Source organism: Xanthobacter versatilis, from assembly GCF_043193975.1.
GTDB lineage: Bacteria > Pseudomonadota > Alphaproteobacteria > Rhizobiales > Xanthobacteraceae > Xanthobacter > Xanthobacter autotrophicus_E.
On the sequence record NZ_JBAFVB010000008.1, the window covers coordinates 215,788 to 232,701 of the forward strand.

15 protein-coding genes are annotated in these 16,914 nt (G+C 65.7%); 8 read left to right on the forward strand and 7 right to left on the reverse strand.

Features of this window, described 5'->3' with window-relative positions; genetic code table 11:
- The first annotated feature begins 5 nt into the window (after positions 1-5).
- Genes exbB through V5F66_RS16530 form a run of 3 tightly spaced genes read left to right on the forward strand, consistent with a single transcriptional unit; the run spans position 6 to position 1,628 of the window.
- On the forward strand, positions 6-479 hold the full coding sequence (gene exbB / locus V5F66_RS16520; protein WP_394094276.1) for a TonB-system energizer ExbB: 474 nt from the start codon (positions 6-8) through the stop codon (positions 477-479).
- Complete coding sequence (locus V5F66_RS16525) at positions 472-888, forward strand: ExbD/TolR family protein (protein WP_394094277.1); 417 nt, start codon at positions 472-474, stop codon at positions 886-888. The genes exbB and V5F66_RS16525 overlap by 8 nt, the downstream gene beginning before the upstream one ends.
- Positions 885-1,628: a TonB family protein gene (locus tag V5F66_RS16530; RefSeq protein ID WP_394094278.1), complete on the forward strand. Its 744-nt coding sequence runs from the start codon at positions 885-887 to the stop codon at positions 1,626-1,628. Before V5F66_RS16525 ends, V5F66_RS16530 begins: the two co-directional genes overlap by 4 nt.
- Positions 1,629-1,761: 133 nt before the next feature.
- Here V5F66_RS16530 and V5F66_RS16535 read toward each other — a convergent pair whose 3' ends face one another.
- Complete coding sequence (locus V5F66_RS16535) at positions 1,762-4,704, reverse strand: autotransporter outer membrane beta-barrel domain-containing protein (protein WP_394094279.1); 2,943 nt, start codon at positions 4,702-4,704, stop codon at positions 1,762-1,764.
- Between the two features lie 380 nt (positions 4,705-5,084).
- Here V5F66_RS16535 and V5F66_RS16540 point away from each other — a divergent pair, with 380 nt between their 5' ends.
- Positions 5,085-5,291 (forward strand): hypothetical protein, encoded by a 207-nt coding sequence (locus V5F66_RS16540; RefSeq protein WP_394094280.1) that lies wholly within the window; start codon positions 5,085-5,087, stop codon positions 5,289-5,291.
- Positions 5,292-5,405: 114 nt separating this feature from the next.
- Here V5F66_RS16540 and V5F66_RS16545 read toward each other — a convergent pair whose 3' ends face one another.
- The 5 genes from V5F66_RS16545 to V5F66_RS16565 form a co-directional block, all read right to left on the reverse strand.
- Complete coding sequence (locus V5F66_RS16545; protein WP_394052368.1) at positions 5,406-6,197, reverse strand: substrate-binding domain-containing protein; 792 nt, start codon at positions 6,195-6,197, stop codon at positions 5,406-5,408.
- 104 nt (positions 6,198-6,301) lie between these two features.
- Complete coding sequence (gene tcuB, locus V5F66_RS16550) at positions 6,302-7,399, reverse strand: tricarballylate utilization 4Fe-4S protein TcuB (RefSeq protein ID WP_394094281.1); 1,098 nt, start codon at positions 7,397-7,399, stop codon at positions 6,302-6,304.
- Entirely contained in the window at positions 7,386-8,783 is a 1,398-nt protein-coding gene (tcuA, locus tag V5F66_RS16555; RefSeq protein ID WP_394094282.1) for an FAD-dependent tricarballylate dehydrogenase TcuA, read from the reverse strand. Before tcuA ends, tcuB begins: the two co-directional genes overlap by 14 nt.
- Before the next feature lie 4 nt (positions 8,784-8,787).
- Positions 8,788-10,110: an MFS transporter gene (gene tcuC, locus V5F66_RS16560; protein WP_012114294.1), complete on the reverse strand. Its 1,323-nt coding sequence runs from the start codon at positions 10,108-10,110 to the stop codon at positions 8,788-8,790.
- A 218-nt stretch (positions 10,111-10,328) separates the two neighbouring features.
- Positions 10,329-11,474, reverse strand: coding sequence for an ABC transporter substrate-binding protein (locus V5F66_RS16565; protein ID WP_394094283.1), 1,146 nt, complete (start codon positions 11,472-11,474; stop codon positions 10,329-10,331).
- Between the two features lie 169 nt (positions 11,475-11,643).
- Between V5F66_RS16565 and V5F66_RS16570 the strand changes: the two genes are divergently transcribed.
- Both V5F66_RS16570 and V5F66_RS16575 read left to right on the forward strand, forming a co-directional pair.
- Entirely contained in the window at positions 11,644-12,309 is a 666-nt protein-coding gene (locus V5F66_RS16570) for a response regulator (RefSeq protein WP_012114291.1), read from the forward strand.
- Entirely contained in the window at positions 12,309-13,742 is a 1,434-nt protein-coding gene (locus V5F66_RS16575) for a sensor histidine kinase N-terminal domain-containing protein (RefSeq protein WP_394052360.1), read from the forward strand. Before V5F66_RS16570 ends, V5F66_RS16575 begins: the two co-directional genes overlap by 1 nt.
- A gap of 937 nt (positions 13,743-14,679) precedes the next feature.
- Here V5F66_RS16575 and V5F66_RS16580 read toward each other — a convergent pair.
- Positions 14,680-15,051, reverse strand: coding sequence for a helix-turn-helix domain-containing protein (locus tag V5F66_RS16580; RefSeq protein ID WP_394094284.1), 372 nt, complete (start codon positions 15,049-15,051; stop codon positions 14,680-14,682).
- A gap of 86 nt (positions 15,052-15,137) precedes the next feature.
- Between V5F66_RS16580 and V5F66_RS16585 the strand changes: the two genes are divergently transcribed.
- Both V5F66_RS16585 and V5F66_RS16590 read left to right on the forward strand, forming a co-directional pair.
- Entirely contained in the window at positions 15,138-16,346 is a 1,209-nt protein-coding gene (locus V5F66_RS16585) for a hypothetical protein (protein ID WP_394094285.1), read from the forward strand.
- A gap of 46 nt (positions 16,347-16,392) precedes the next feature.
- Positions 16,393-16,779 carry a hypothetical protein gene (locus tag V5F66_RS16590; protein WP_394094286.1) on the forward strand — a complete coding sequence of 129 codons (387 nt, stop codon included), beginning with the start codon at positions 16,393-16,395 and terminating at the stop codon, positions 16,777-16,779.
- Positions 16,780-16,914: the final 135 nt, after the last annotated feature.

A 16,914-nucleotide genomic window follows, 5' to 3' on the forward strand; every position in this document is an offset into this window, starting at 1 on the left:
GCACCATGGCAAGCATGAGCTGGCTGAAGGAAGCCATCGACTACGGCGTCATCGGCCTGCTGCTGGTGCTGAGCATCCTGGTGGTGGCGGTGGTGCTGGAGCGCATCGTCTTCTTCGCGCGGGTACGACCGGAGGCCTACACCTCGTCCAAGGTGCTGGAGCTGGAGCTGTCGAAGCGTCTCGTGGTGGTGGCGTCGGTGGCCTCCAACGCGCCCTATATCGGACTGCTGGGCACGGTGCTGGGCATCATGCTCACCTTCTCCAGCATGGACCTCTCCGCCGGGGCGGACCCGGGCAAGATCATGGTGGGCCTGGCTTTGGCGCTGAAGGCGACGGCGGCGGGCCTCGTGGTCGCGCTGGTGGCGGTGGTGGCCTACAACGCGCTGCTGCGCCGCGCCAAGGTGCTGATGCTCAGGTGGGAGATCGCCCGCGAGGCGGGTTCCGCCCCGGCGTCAGTCGGAGCGGCGTCCCATGGATGAGAAGCCGTTCGAGACCATGAACGTCATCCCGTTCGTGGACATCATGCTGGTGCTGCTCACCATGGTGCTCACCACGGCGAGCTTCATCGCGGTGGGGCGGATCCCTGTCAGCCTGCCGCAGGCTGCGCCCATGAAGGTGGAGCAGCAGAAGGACACCATGATCGAGATCACGGCGGACGGCACCCTGCACCTGGAGGGCGTCGCGCTGTCGGTGGAGGAGCTGAAGGCCCGGCTCGGCGTGCTGCCGAAGGACACCTCCATCCTGATCCGGGCCGACAAGGCCGTGGCCTTCCAGAGCTTCGTGGACGTGGCCGACGTGCTGAAGACCCTGGCCTTCACCAAGGTCGGAGTGCAGACCAAAGGCATCGCCGCGGGTGCGGGAACCGCCCCGGAGGGAACGCTACCATGAGCTTCACCCTCGGCCACGGCCTCGCCGCCTCCCTCGCCTTGCACGGGGCGCTCATCCTGCCCTTCGTCGTGGTGCTGGATCCGCCGCCGCCGCAGGACAGCCAGTTGCTGGTGGTGGAGCTTCAGGGCCTCGTCTCCGATACCCAGTCCGAGCAGCAGGTGCTGCAGCAGACCAGGGGCGCCCCGGACCAGAAGCAGCAGGAGGAGGCCCAGGAGGAACAGAAGACGCAAGTCGCCCAGGCGGCGTCTCCCGACCGGCCGGAGAAGGACCCGGCCCCCGACGGCACCCTCGCGCCGGCTCCTCCCCCATCGCCTGAGCAGCAGGCGCAAGATGCTCCGCCGCAGGAGAGGGCGAAACCCGCGGAGGCGCAGTCGGGCACGCCCGGCCTTGCCGACGTGCAGGGCGCGCAGGAGCAGAAGCAGGCGCAGACCGTGGCGCCCGAGGTCGACGAGGCCCAGATCCTGCGGGCCTATGTGCGCAGCCTGACCAAGAAGCTGAAGGACAACATCGTCTATCCGCCGGATGCCCAGCGCTCCATCCGCAGGAAGGGCACGGCCTACGTCTCCTTCGCGGTGGAGGCCGACGGCGCGCTGCGCCCCGGCACCCTGAAGATCGAGCGCTCCAGCGGCACCCCCGCCTATGACGTGGCGGCGCTGCGCACGGTGGAAAAGAACGCCCCCTTCGACCCACCCCCACGCCCCATGCGCGTGGGCGTACCGGTCGACTACTTCCCGAACTGAGGGCTGCCCCGGGAAGCGGGCGGGGCAAATCGGGAAACGAGGTGCCCGTGGCTGTCCTGCCCACGGGCGGGGCTGCGGCGCAGGCCGGCGCTGTCAGTCACGGCAGGGATCTGCGCATCCCGCGCTCGACCCGCTAGAACCGCCACGCCAGGTTGGCCTGGACGGCATTCACCGTCACGCTGTCCGCGAACTGGCCGACATAGGCCATGCCGAGGCGGACCTGCTGACCGATGCGCAGGTCGGCGCCCGCCTTCACCAGCGCGGTGTTCTGCGCCAGCGGCACGCCAGCGACGGTGAAGTTCGCGCTTGGGACGCTGAGGAAGGCGAGTTGGGCATCGGGGGTGAGGTCGCCGAAGGCATATTGCCAGGCGACCGAGGCATTGGGCTCCAGCGCCATGCCGCGTGACAGCTCCACGGTGGTCGCCAGCCTGAGGCCGAGCGAGGAGTAGCCGACCCCCATGGTGCTCGACGCACCGGTCAGGCCGGCCGTGGCGCCCGTCTCGGTGAAGCCGTCGGTGTTCAGAAGGACGTAGGCAAGGCCTGCGAAGGGCTCCAGCGCCAGGTGCTGGACCGCGAAGCCGTAGCCGACCTCCGCGAACACCTGTCCGGTACCGCCGGAATAGTCTGCACCCGCTCGCTGGACGTATCCGGGATAGGCGATGGTGCGCGAAGCGTCGATCTGGTTGAAGGCGTAGCTGGCGGCAAGGCGCAGCTTCCATGGCCCGGAACTTGTGCCCGCATAGAGCGCCACCAGCATGCTGTCGGCGTCAGACTGGCTCGCCAGCGCATCCATTTGCGCACTGGAATGCGTGTAGCCGACCGCCGCGCCGAGCATCCAGTTCTCGACTTTGACATCGGCGCCGGAGATGAGCCCGCCGATGCTGGCATCAACATCGGCGGTGTCGCGGCCGGCGCCATAGGCGCTCCATCCTCCGAACGCCTGCGCCCAGATGGTGCCGTTGAACGCGGGCTCGGCGGAGGGCTGCGCCTTGGTCGGGAACGGTACGCCGGGCGTGGTCGGGGCGGCATAGGCGAGCGCCGGCCCGCCGAAGCCGAGCGCGGCCGTCGGGCCACCCTGGTCGGCATAGGAGCCCTGGCGCATGCGTCCCAGCAGGGCGTCGCGGCTGTACGCGCTGTCGCCCAGCAGAACCGTCTGCGCGCTGGCATAGGCCTCGCCGGAGAGGGCGGTGAGCGCGCCGGGCAGTTCCGCCGCGGTGAGGCCGTAGAGCGGGCTGAGCGCGGTGGGAAGGGTCGTCAGCAGGCCGTCGGTCGTGGTGTTGATGACGCGATCGATGGCATTGCCGACCGCGCGCTGGTTCGGCGTGTTCCCTGCTTTGCCGGCGAGATCGGCGGCGACGGTCATGGTGACGGCGGTCGGCGCATAGGCCACGCTCGCGTCGAACAGCGCCGGCAGGCCGGGGGTGACCACTTGGTCGAAGGTGCCGGTGATGCCGTCGGTCGCGACCATGAGCGTCGTGGTCGGGGCGAAGCTCGTGTTGAGGAAGGATGCCTGCAGCGTGCCGGAGAGCCGTATGGTGCCCGTCACCTCCAGGAAGTCGCTGCCCTCATCCGTCACGCGCGCTGCGTAGGTGCCCGCCGCGGTCTGCACGAAGATGCCGCTGAAGAGGTGGGTGATCGTCGGGCCGGTGCCGCTCACGCCGAGCCAGCCGCTGTTCTCGAACCGCTTGTCCGTCCCGGCCGTCGCGGCCAGCCGGCCATCGATGATGCCCGTGTTCACGATCACGGTCCCGTGGCTGTCCGGGCCCGTGCGCAGGGCATCCGCCTCCACCGTGGTCTGCAAGGTGCCGTAGTTCAGGAAGGTGCCGTAGGTGCCATGCAACTCCACCGCTGCCCCGGCGATGCCGGAGGCGGTGATGGTGCCCTTGTTGGTCAGCACGCCATAGGTCTCGCCACGCATGCCGATGCCGCCGTTGCCGGTGGCATGGATGATGCCGCTGTTGATGATGTCGTCACCCTTCAGGCCCGACAGGGCCGCGGCATTGTCGTCCGCGAAGTTCAGCGTTCCGATATTGCGGATCGGGTTGTACATGCCCGGAATGGTGGCGATGAACCCGTTTATGGTGGTCGTGCCGCCCTCGGTCGAGACATAGATGCCGACGACATTGTCGCCATAGGCCGAGTTGGACGACACGACGGCCCCGGGAATGTCGATCTCGTACCAGGTCACAACACCGAGGGCATCGATGTGCATGACCGCGGGATGCACCACGCCGTCCGCCGACACCCAGTTGGTGACGAGGTTGTACTCGCCGGAGCGGCCGGCCCCGGTGATACCCTCGAAATGAGTCGCGACCGCACCGGGGTGATCGTAGGTTTCATAGGTGCCGGTGGTCTGGTCGTAGATGTAGCCGTGCTCGGCGTGGAGCCCGCCGCCGACCTCGACTTCGCCATAGCCGCCGGCGATCTTGTCGCCGTAGATGCCATAGGCGGTAGTGCTGACGGCGCCTGGTATATTGTTGGTAGTATAGGTTTTTGTGTCAATATTGTAGATGAAGGCGTTACCGGTCGCGAGCCGGGTGTCGTAGTCGCCGACCACCTGGTTGCCGAAATTGCTGTGGGCAATGGTGTAAAGGGTGTCGGTGCCCGGATAGGCCAGCGGTGTCAGCGTCTGCCCCGGCGCTGCGGCGGCATCGTAAAGATAGCTGAGGTCATACGGAGCCGAAGCTTCGGTCTGGTAGCTGCCCACCACGCGCAGGATGCCGCCGGGGGTTCCGAAGCTCGGCCCATAGGGCGACGAGCCGATGGCGCCGGGATAGTTTGCGCCGTTGTCGGTGGCCTCCGGCATCGGCGACCAGGTGTGGCTGGTCATGTTGTAGTAGAGGCCGCCGGTCTCGGTGGTGCCGGGGATCGTGTAGTTGCCGACGATATTGTCGCCGCGAATGCCGGTGAGGAACGTCCCGGTCGTCCCGTAATTCAACGTCTCATAGGTCGTCGACGAAGACGGCAGGGGATCGGCCAGCACGGTCTGCGCAAGGCTACCGGCGCCCAGGCCGATGGCGACGAGCCCGAGTGCGCGCGTGCGCGACACGCCGTGAAAAAGCGATTGAACTGTCATGAGATGCCCCGACGCCCCAGCTCAGGGCAACGGCAGGCTATCCATAAGTATATGGAATTGCTACGTCACCTGGATTGCAGGAACTGCCCGCTTTCCACCCCATCCGGGCGGGGCGCGTCCAACGGGACCGTTCCGAGCTTCGCGATGTCGTTGGTCCAGAGCCGTCGCCCTGGGCTGCGGGTGACCACCGGGGCCTTTATCATCGGCGTCGCGGCATCGAGAACACGTGTTGGCGCCCCGGAGCGCGGGCGAGTGGAGCACGGGACAAAGGCTGCTCGGTCGTTCTCGCGTCACGAACAGAAGTTGGAAAACCTTCAGGAATTGGACATTCCGATCATCATCCCTGCGGCGAGATCGAGCCATGTCGGACACGGGAACAGTTGAGCGCCGACGCACGCGATGGTCTCGTGCCGCTGCTCTTCGTCGTCGACGTGGGGCTAGTCTTCTGGCTCAGGCTAAAGGGCGACGAGTACACGGGAAAAGACATACTCGACAAGGGGCAGGTCTTCGTCAAGCCTGTTAGTCTTGAAGCCCAATTTGCCACCCCACGCCGGGGAATCGAGTTGCCGTCCAGAGCGACCGCCTGACGGACCGCGGCAACGCATCTGTACTCGGAGGGTTCGGAGATGGCGTCTTTAGGCAGACGGACGCTGGAGACGCCCGTCCCGCGCTCTTGGCGGCGCCGCGGTCTGCAGTCGCCGCTATTTCCCAGCCGGATGGGCGATGGGGTCCAGTCCCGTCTTGCGGATGACGGGAGCGGCCTGGGCGGACGCGAGGAAGGCGATGAGGTCGGCACCCGCCTTTGCGGAGGCCGCCTTCGTGGAGATGCCCGCCGCGAAGATGGTGATCTTCTGCACGCTTTCGGGAATGGGACCCACAACCTCCACGCCGGCCACAGGCAGCAGCTCGCTGATCTGCTGGAAGCCGAGTTCCGCATCGCCGCGCGCCACCACCGCGGCCACGGGTTCTGCCGGGATCATGCGCGCCTTCCCTTTCATCTGCTCCTGGATGCCGAGGCGCTTGAACAGTTCATTCTCCACATAGACGCCGCTCGCGCTGTCGGAATAGGCGATCGATTTGGCAGCGAGCAGCGCGGCGCGCAGGCCATCGACCGAGGAGATATCCGGCTTCGGCGCGCCGGCACGCACGGCGACTCCGATGGGCGAGCGGGCGAGATCGACGCGCGAGGCCTTGTCTGCCTTGCCCTGCTCCGTCAGGCCGGTGAGGGCTTCGCCCACCATGATGAGCACGTCCACGGGTTCGCCGCGGGCGAGGCGCACCGGAATGGCGTTCTCGGTGGTGCCCATGGAGGGGCCGTAGGCCGTCGAGACCGTATGGCCCGTGGCACGCTCGAACTGCGGGACAAGCTGCTTGTAGGCGGCGGAGAAGCCGCCCGAAATCATCACCTTGACCTCATCGGCCTGCGCCGCGGCCGGCAGCGCCAGCGTGGCGCCCACCAGCAGCGCGGAAAGCCAGCTCCTCGCAATCGTCATGTCCTATCCTCCCGTGATTGATCTTTGTTTTGTTCAGCCGACCCCGCCGGGGTCGGAAAGGCTCGGCCCGAACGCAAACCGCAGGTGCGCGCGGGGACCTGGCGTCAGGCGTCGCGGGCACGCTCCTGCGCGTAGCGGACCAGCGCGGCGAAGCGGTAAAGCCCGTGCACGAACCGTCCGTAGGGTAGGCTCAGGAACAGGGCGAACACGATTCCGAGATGGATCGCCAGCAGCGCATTCATGGCCGGCGTCGCCCGCAGGACGAGCAGCAGCAGCCCCGACACGGCGGTGAGCAGCAGCATCACAGTGAAAGCCTTGTCCATGCCCGCGCCGGCCTCGCTCAGGAGGGCTGGGTCGCGCTGGCGCTTGGCGCGCAGGAGGCCGATGGGGCCGACCACGAGGCCCAGGCCGCCGAGGGTGCCGAGCACCACCGGCAGGTCCCACCAGGGATAGGGCGCTTCCCATCCGAACAGGAAGTGGTAGAGCGCGCCCACGCTGGTCGCCGCGAAGCAGAGCATGAAGCCGTAGAAGGTGAGGTGATGGTAAAAGCGGCGGTTGTCGTCCGGCTTCTCGTCCTTGTTGTAGCAGCCCACCCCGCCGCCATCGAGATAGCGCAGCGAGCCCGCATCCTTGATGGCCTGCCAGAGCGGGCGCGGCGCAAGCGGGCTCTCGGCGGCATCGCCGATGTCCCGCCAGAAGCGGCGCAGCGACAGGGCGAGCGCGACCAGGCCGAACGTGAAGACGCCGCCGAACAGCCAGGCGATCAGCTCATGGGGCATGATGTGGTAGAACGCGCCGGTTCCCTGCACGGCCTCGCCGAAATGCCCGCCGCCCGCCCCCATGAAGGCGAAGATGAAGAACGCCACGCTCGCCGCCGTCGCCAGCGCCACGAACAGCCCGTTGCGACGGAACAGCACCGCCAGGGCTCCGGGCCAGGCATAGTGCGCGTAGGACTGCGCCCGCACCGTCGCCAGCGTCCGCGGCACATTCACGTTGAATTCGTGGGGCGGCGAGAACTGGCAGTCGGTGTAGCAGCCGCCGCAGGCGTGGCACAGATTGGCGAGGTAGTTAAGGTCGCCGCTGGTGAAGGCGCGCCGCATCTCCATGGCGGGAAACACCGCGCACAGGCCTTCGCAATAACGGCAGGAGTTGCAGACCGTCATCAGGCGGTCGGCCTCCTTCAAAGCATCAGTGGCGTGCATGGTCGGCCGCCTCCCGTCCTGCGATGCGCCCGAACACGCTGCCAATGGTCATGCCGATGCCCGCGGCATAGCCGCGGCCGAGCACGTTGCCGGCCATGATCTCCCCGGCGGCGAACAGATTGTCCGCGCCTGTCCCGTCGGCCATCCGCATGCGCGCATCGGCGCCGACGCGGACGCCGAGATAGGTGAAGGTGATGCCCGGCCGCACCGGATAGGCGTAGTAAGGCGCCGTCTGGAGCTTGCGCGCCCAGTGGGATTTGGGCGGCGTCAGGCCCTCGGTGCGGCAATCATCGAGGGTCTTGTCGTCGAAGGTGCCGGGTCGAACGGCGGCGTTGAAGCCCTCCACGGTGCGGGTGAGGGCCTCGGCATCCAGGCTGAGCTTGCCCGCAAGCTCGGCGATGGTGGGCGCCGCGATGGGCGGGTACAGGGAGGGCATGAACAGCTCAAGCGAGGAGGCATCGAAAAGGATGTAGGCGATCTGGTCGGGCTGCTGGGCCACGAGGCGACCCCAGATGGCGTAGCGCTTGGGCCAGATGTCCTCGCCCTCGTCGTAAAAGCGCTCTGCCCGGTTGTTGACGACGATACCGAAGACCACGCAGTCGAGCCGCGTGATGATGCCGCCATCGAACTTCGGGGCCCGTGCATCGATGGCGACCGCATGGCACTGGGTGGGATCGCGGATCGTCTCCACGCCCTTGTCCATCAGCATCTTCAGCACGGTTCCCCGGTTGTAGGGCGTGCCGCGGATGAGAAAATTACCGGCGGAGGGGCCCCAGGCCTCCTTCAGCCAGTCGATGTTGGCCTCGAAGCCGCCGGCGGCGGCGACGACGGCCTTGGCGGAAATGCGATGCATGCCATCCGGGCGACGGACGAGGACGCCGCTGCAGCGTCCGCCTTCCATCTCCATCTCGACCACCTCGGTGTCGTAGAGGACCTCGACGCCGAGGCGCTCGGCGGTGAGATAAAGCGCATTGAGCATGGCCCGGCCGCCGCCGAGGAAGAACGAATTGGTGCGGCCGAGGCTGAGCGTGCCGCCCAGCGAGGGCTGCCAGCGCACGCCCTGTTCCACGATCCACCCCAACATGTCCTGGGATTCGCGGATCATCAGCCGGGCGAGGGTCTCGTCCGTCTGGCCCTGGGTGACCCGCAGGAGGTCTTCGAAGAATTCGTCCTGCGTGTAGGGGCCGGAGAGGATCTTCGTGGCGCTGTCGTGGGCACAGCGCATGTTGCGGGTGTGGCGCGTGTTGCCGCCACGGTAGAATTTCGGGGCCGCCTCCACGATCAGGACGGAAGCGCCGGAGCGTCGCGCTGAGATGGCAGCGCAAAGCCCGGCGTTGCCGCCACCGATGACGAGGACGTCCACGCGCGCGAGTGTCGCGTCCATCACGTCAACTCCGCGCGGGGGCCGCGCCCCGTCCGCGATAGATGAGGATGGTCGCGATCAGGCCCGAGGCGGCCGCGGCCATGAGCCAGAAGCCCGGTGCCGCGCGGTTCCCCGTCATGTCGATCAGCCAGGTGGAGACCAGGGGCGTGAACGTGCCGAACAGGGCTGCGGCGAGGGCGAAGGCGAGCGAGAAGCAGGTGGTGCGCACATGGGCGGGCACCTCTTCGGACAAGGCCGCCACCATGGCGCCGTTATAGACGCCGAAGCACAGGGAGAACCACAGCTCCACCATCAGCATCTTGTTGAAGGTCGGCTCCACCACCAGCCACGCGAGGGCGGGATAGGCCGTCGCCAGCGCCAGGATGGCGATGGTCAGCAGCACCGGACGGCGACCCACGCGGTCCGAGATCGCACCGCCGATGGGCAGCCAGATGAAGTTGGTTGTCGCTACCAGCAGCGTGACCAGAAGACTGTCGGTGATGGACAGCTTCAGCACGTTCTTGCCGAAGGTGGGGGTGTACACGGTGATGAAGTAGAAGGTCACCGTGGTCATGGCGGTCAGCATCATGCCGAGCAGCACGATCCGCCAGTTGGTGAGCATCGCGGCGAAGACTTCGCTCTGGGTCGGGTGCTTCTTCTGCTTGAGGAACTCGGGGGTCTCCTCAAGCGTCCGGCGAATGAAGAAGATGAAGGGGATGATCGCGCAGCCGATGAAGAAGGGAATGCGCCAGCCCCACGCGGAGATGGTCTCGGACGGCATCAGCTGGCTCAGCGAGAAGCCGATGATGGCAGCAAAGAAGATGGCAACCTGCTGGCTGGCCGACTGGAACGAGGTGTAGAAGCCCTTGTTGCCGGGCGTCGCGATCTCGAACAGGTAGATCGAGACGCCGCCCAGCTCCACGCCCGCCGAGAAGCCCTGCAACAGGCGACCGAAGAGCACGATGAGCGGCGCGGCGATGCCGATCTGTGCGTAGGTGGGGCACACTGCGATGAGCACCGTGCCGGCGGCCATGATGCCGAGCGTCACGATCAGTCCCTTGCGGCGGCCAATATGATCGAGATAGGAGCCGAGCACGATCGCGCCCACCGGCCGCATCAGCGCGCCGAGCCAGAAGGTCGTGAAGGTGAGGAGCAGTTCCGTGACTTCATTTCCGGTCGGGAAGAACGCCTTGGAAATCGACGTCGCGTAGAAACCGAAAAGAAAAAAGTCGAACTGCTCAAGAAAGTTTCCGCTGGTCGAGCGCAGGATTGCTGCGGTTCTCGATCTGATCGCAGGCACCTCTGCGGTCACGGTGGATGGAACGGCGGTTGCCGAAGGCCCGACCATGCGTTGTCTCCCATGCCGGCGCAGCCGCACGCGGCGTCCCTGCGCTGCTTGTTGTTGCTTCGTCCAGCCGCCTGCAGCCCGCCGGTCCCTTGCAGAGACTTGGCGCAGCCCATCGCATGGCGGCATCGGCGCGAGCGTAGGGGGGAGAACCTGTCAAGAACCTGTCACGTCACGCGCGACGATCGTCTAACGTCGACTGCGGTCATGCGGCCGCCAGATCATTCAGTCTCAAGAGCCTTTCGCCAATCGCGGAAGAAGATCCGGCGCTTAGACTGATCCTGGTAAGTGAGAAGCTGAGGCCCCACATGTATTGGATGGAATCTTGCGGGATCGGCGCCGGCGTCATGCGGCGGCGTCATGTCGAGCCGGACCGTTCCGAACGCGCGGCGCGCGAGATCAGCCTGGCCTTCGCGAGACAGGAGAAACTCCAGGAAAAGGTGCGCCTGCTCGGGGTGTGGCGCTTGCTTGGGAATGAGGGCAATGCGCGTCATCACCAGCGCATAGTCCTCGAAGGTAACGACGCCGAGGGCCGGCTCTTCCATCGCCCTCGCCCGCGCATAAGATGAGATCATGTTGTAGGCAAACAGGTGGTCTCCATCCGACACGCGATCGAGCATGGTGTGGGCGAAGGAATAGAGCTTCGGCCCTGTCCGCCCGAACGCCCGGACCAGTTGCCAGGTGTCGGCAGTGATCCGCACATCGCTGTTCCAGAATAGATATCCGGTGCCGCTGCGCTCCGGATCATAGGCGGCGATCTTGCCCCGGTAAGTGGCGCCCTTCTCGCGCATGAGACGGATGAAGTCGGCATGGGTGTGCGGCACGTCTTCCGGAGGCACCCGCATCTTGTTGTAGACGAGGACGATAGGTTCCGCTGTTATCCCGAAGGCCTCATTGCGCCACACCGCCCACGGCGGCAGCACCGCGGCGGCGGCCGTCTCGTGCCTGGCAGCATAACCGTCGTTCACCAGCTTGATCTGGAGATCCATAGCCGAACTCCAAGCGAGATCGGGACACGGCCGCGCCTCGTTGCACTCGACCACATCGGAGTAGACGTCCAACGAGTTCTTGTGCCGATAGGTCAGCTTGATGTCCGGATAACGCGCCCGCCAGTGTTCCAGCAGTTCACCCATCTCCACCAGATCGATGGATGACAGGACGCTGAGGGCGCCGGCGGCTCCCGTGCCGACCGAAACTTCGTCCGAGCGAAGGGACTGCGCCCCGGCCTGACTGACCGCCGTTGTCAGGGCCATCGCAAAGAGAAGCCCTGCGACCAAGAAAAGTCCGGTCATGCACCGCGCAGCCGCACGAACGCGCCCCTCCGCACGCACGGCGATCCTCTCGCCGGTGCTGCTCATCGGGGCCATCGACCTACCTCCCGTACACACGTTCGCGACGTCTCTTGAACTTGCTACCGTTAGCCAGTCTACATTATGCGATGCGACGGACGTGGTCACGTCTGGGGCATCCTCCGCGCTCCGAACTAAGGGCTTTAACGCCTTGCGGCCGGTGGCAACCCGGCCGGGAGTCGGCGTGATGCGTATCCTCATCGTGGAAGACGACCGGTCTCTGGCAAGCGGGCTGAAGCGCTCGCTTACCTCGCTCGGCTATGCGGTCGACCATGAGGCTGATGTGGCCGATGCGGTCGGGTTGGCGACCCGCGAGGCGTACAATCTGGTCGTGCTCGATCTCGGCCTTCCCAACGGAAGCGGATATGACGTGCTGCGGGCGATCCGCCGCAATGGCCTTAAGACGCCGGTCATGATCCTCACAGCCCGCGACCATGTGAGCGAGAAGGTGAAGGCGCTGGACCTCGGCGCTGACGATTATGTGCATAAGCCCTTTGCCCTCGCCGAGTTCGAGGCGCGGGTGCGTGCGCTGGTGCGCCGGGGCTTTGGCGTCAGCGACGTCGTTCTCGAATTCGGGCCGCTGCAGTTCGATACGGCGCAGCAAGTCGCGCGGCTGGAGGGCTCTCCCCTTGATCTGAGGCGGCGGGAGCTGGCGGTTCTGCATCTTCTCCTGCTTCAGGCGGGCAAGCTTGTGCCCAAGGCACGCCTCATCTCGGAGGTGTTCGGATTGGATGACGCGGTAGGCCCGAACGCCCTGGAGCTGTACATCGCCCGCCTGCGCAAGAAGCTCGGGGCCGGAGGGCTGCGCATCCGCACCGTCCGCGGGCTCGGCTACATGCTGGAGAGGGGCTGATGCGCGACGCCCGCCGCTCGCTGAAGCGCGCGGTTCTCCTCAATCTGCTCGCGCCGGTACTGCTGCTGGCTGTAGCTATCGGAGCCGGCGGCTATCTCACGATCACGTCGGTGGTGGAGAGTTCCCATGATCGCCTCCTCGACGGCTCGCTGATGGCCATCGCCGAGCGCCTCGCGGTGGAGAGCGGCGAGGTTGTGGTGGACATGCCGCAAGTCGCGTTGGGCATGCTCGAAACCAAGACGCAGGACAACGTTTATTATCTCGTCGCCTCCGACTCCGGGCCGGTGACGGGCTATCCCGACCTGCCCCTCGGAAAGATGGCGGCCGCGGAGCCCGGCCAGCCGACCCACTGGGACGACACCTATCGCGGCAATGCGGTGCGGCTCGCCGCGGTGGCGCGCCGTGTCTATGGCGTCGAACGCCCGGTCATCGTCGCCGTCGCCGAGACCCGGCTCGCCCGCAATCAGCTGCGCAACGAAATGCTGCGGAACCTTGGCGTTGCTGAGGCCGCCCTGATCCTGGCCATCGCCGTGCTGGCGTGGGTGTCCGTCGAGCGCGGGCTGATGCCTCTCGCCGATCTCAGCCGGCAAATCGACACCCGCGCCGTCAGCGACTGGCGCGACCTGCGGCCGCTCGATCTGTCCGGCGTGCCGCAGGAGGCGATGGCGCCCGCCACCGCTATCAATGCCATGTTCGAGCGCCTGCGCTCGGCGACGGCGCTTCTGCGGCGCTTCACGGCCGATGCCTCCCACCAGATGCGCACGCCGCTGGCGATCGTGAGGATGCATGTGGATCTGCTGCGACGGGAGAGCTCCGATCCCGAGCTGCGCAGCAGTGTCCTGGCCGAGCTGGATCAGGGGGCGGAGCGGCTGGAGCGGCTCATCACCCAGCTCCTCACCCTCGCCCGTGCCGACGAAAGCGCCGTCGCGGCAGCGGGCGGCACGCCCTGCGATCTGGGCGAGGTGATCGAGTATGTCATCGCCGAGCGCATCGCCGGCATCCCACCCGACACCCAGATCTCCTGCCTCATCAGGCATCGCCCCTTGCCGCTGATTTCCGACACCGTTCTGCTGTCCGAACTGCTGGGCAATCTTCTGGACAATGCAGTGAAATATTCCGGCGCGGGCGGTCAGGTGGTGCTGTGCGCCGAGCGGGACGGGCAACTGGCGCTTGTGACCATCGAGGACAGCGGTCCGGGCATTCCGGAAGCCGAGCGGGAGCAGGTGTTCCGGCGCTTCTATCGCGCGCCCGACCGGCCGGACGTACCCGGCAGCGGTCTCGGGCTTTCGATCGTGAAGGTGATCGCGGACCTGCTGCACATTTCAATCGTCCTCGATCGCAGCCCTGACCTCGGCGGCCTGCGGGTCACCCTGCGTATGACGCTGTCTCCTTTGCCCTACCAAGAGGCGGCAGGAGCTGCGGCGCGGGGCTAGACGCCGGTTCGGCGCACAGCCCCCTCCTCAGATAGCGATGCTGCCGTTCTCGGTTAAATGAGGCGGTTGAAACGAACTTGCAATAAACCGACCCTCCGAGCAGATGGCCCAAGCTACCTCCATTCTGGCCTGCTGCAGGCATCTTTCACCGCCGAAGACGCTGCGGAGAAGATTAGCTCAGGTGCCCCTGCTTGACGTGGCTCATCATGCTGCCCGTACATGGACGGGACTTAGCGCAAGCTGCATACACGAAAAAGTCCGCTGGCGAGCGCGGGCTGGGCAGGGATGAAAAGCTCCGCAGGTGTGGACCTATAATAGATGGGTCTCACGGATGCGGCGCATAGTCAGGTCCCGAATTTGGGGTTGGCCCCATCGGGTTTGAGCGCTGGCCCACGGAAAACCTAGGGTTCGAGAGCTGACACCCGCCGACAGTCGCCAGCATTACGGCCATGATCACCACTCGCCCTATCCTGCCCATTCTCACCCCCAACCCTGACTATGCAACCATAGCGCTACTGCCGTCGCTGAACATGCGGCGAAGTAGCAATATGCAATAGCGCCGATCCCGGATTGGGCATGGATCTGGCCTGAGCGGCCGCCGTCCCGCCGGATCCCACCTGATCCCGGCAAATCCCGCTTCGGTCCACCAAGGACCACCACGAGCTAACGCATGTGCTGGGGCAGATGCTGGGACGGGAATTTTACGCAAAAAATATGATTTAAAATCATAGACTTATGCATATAAATGTGGTGTCCCGGAAGGGCGCCGAACTAGCCAGCTAGTGACTTGATATTCATGTCAAATTTTTCTGTTGAAAAATCTAATGCCTACAAACGTGCTCACACGCTAGGTTGCAGAACAGGTTCCAATCCCGTCACGCAATAAAATTGCCGAACTTCCCCGTCGCGCGCACGAGGCAAGCGGGGGCCGAGCCCCCTATTCGCCTTTCGCCCTCTCTGCCGCGTCTTTCTCGTTCTGGATGCGCAGGATGACTTCGACCTGCAGCACGGCGATCTCAAGTTCGTAGTCGCCCAGATTGTTCACAGCCGACACCATCCGGTCGATCAGCTTCGATCGCTCGGTCGGCTCGGGCAGGTCATCGGGCTCGCGTTTCACGCCGAGCAGCGCGTCGGGCGTCGTGCCCAGCGCCTTCGCTATCTTCACCAGCGTTGCCAAGTCCGGCTCCCTCGCCCCGCTCACATAATGGAAGTAGCGACGCTCGTTCAGGCCGGCCCGGCGGGCGGCTTCAGCGTTGGACAGATTGAGCGCCGCGGCACGGGCCCGAAGATTGGCAGCAAAGAGATCCATGAGAACAAAATGTTCATGGCACCCCCTGTGCCGTCTACGAACAAAATGTATATTAATAGTTGTCCATTATGTAGACAAGCGCTTCCATGAAACGATCAGTCACATTCCATAATGGGACTCTCGCCGCTCTCGTCCTAGCCGCCCTCGCGCCAGTCCCCGCCTCCGCCCAGCGCAGTGTTGAGTTCGGCTACAAGGACCGCATCTTCGAGCAGAATTACGTGCTGCCCGAACCGCTGGACGAGCAGCACGCCATGCTCGTCGTCATGCTGGCAATGACCCGGCCGGGGGTGAAACGCGACGGCCAGATGGGCCTGCCGGCGCGCCGTGTCGTCGAGGCCATGGGCGGCGCCTGCTTCGATGCCCTCTATCCGGACCCCTTCACTTTCGAGAAAACGCCCGTGCAGCTCGAACTCGAGCGCATCGGCAACGTCAAGGTTCCGGGCGATACGGGGATGGGCGGCAGCACGTCGCAGACCGACAGGCAGTTATGCTTATGGCAGATGGCCCTGTTCGACGCGGCCTTTGCCGATGCCATGTCGACCGATACGCAGCTGGAAAGTCTCGCCCAGCACATGCGCCAACGCTACCGGACGGTTTGGGCGTCCGCCGCCGACGTCGCCGACCCGGTCGTTTTGGAGGGCGCGCGCCGGGCGACCTTGCTGGCCATTCGCATCAAGCGCCTGCAACGCCTCGGCGTCGATACGCCTACCGAGGCGCAGATCACCGCCAAAAGCCCGCAGGTTGGCTTTGTCGACGGTCTCAGATGGCTCGCACAGGATGAGCCTTACGCCACCTTCGACCGCGAGCTGACGGGCCTCGAAGCGGCAAGGCTGCAAGCTGCGATGGGGGGAACGAAGCGGCAAGGGACGGACATCCGCGAACCACCCGAACAGGCGCAGGTCGGTTCCCGAGACACGCCAGTCCGGAGCGCCGGTGCCCCGCCTGTCGCCGCTTCGGCGCCGCCACAGGCTGAACATGCCGAGGGCTGCCAGCAGGGCAATGTCTGTCGGCTGATCGCGGTCACCTTGTTCTGCCGCACCCCGCAGCAGATGGCGGCCATCCTGTCGCAGCGGCCGGGACCCGCCCGCAAGCAGGTGCTCACCGTTCTGGCGGCCTCGGGGGACTGCCGCCAGGTGGCGCGGGGCGACACGCTCGCCTGGACGGCGCCCATCACGACGGTGCAGCCGCAGGGTGAGCCCATGGCCGAATTGGTGCCGGGCACCCTCGCCGATGGCACGGCCGGGTTCCTGCTCAAGGACGGCGTCATCGCCCGCACGGGCGTCGCCGCGCGCTGAGCCTTTCATTTCACATCAGACATTGGGGGATCACATGAAGGTCGTGATGAAAAATCCGCGTACGGGTGAGCTGAAAGTACTGAAGGTGGGGTTCAGCTGGGTGCTGTTCCTGCTCTCTCCCTTCTTCGGCATTCCGCTCTTCCTGAGGCGCCTCTATCTGCTCGGCGGGCTGATGATCGCCATCAACATTGCCAGCTCCGCCCTCGCGGGCGCGTCGACCGCCAGCAATCCCAGCGGCCTCTTCATCGGCCTGCTGATCCAGGCGGGGTTCCTCGCCTATCTTGGTGCAAAGGGCAACGAGCTGACGGCCAAGAGCCTGCTCGACAAGGGCTGGATCTTCGCCAAGCCCGAGAGCCTTGAAGCGCAATATGCCTCGTCTCGCTGGGGCATCGAGTTGCCGGCCACGCCCGCGCAGCAGCCGGCCGGCGTCTGATCACCATGTTCATCGTCAACGGCCGCCATGGCGCATGGCAATGGCGGCCAGAGGCCTCTTAGAACGCCGCCAGAGGCCGAGCATGCACAAAGCCGCACTTGTCGCCTTCTCTCTCGCCGTGGCCTCATATGGCCT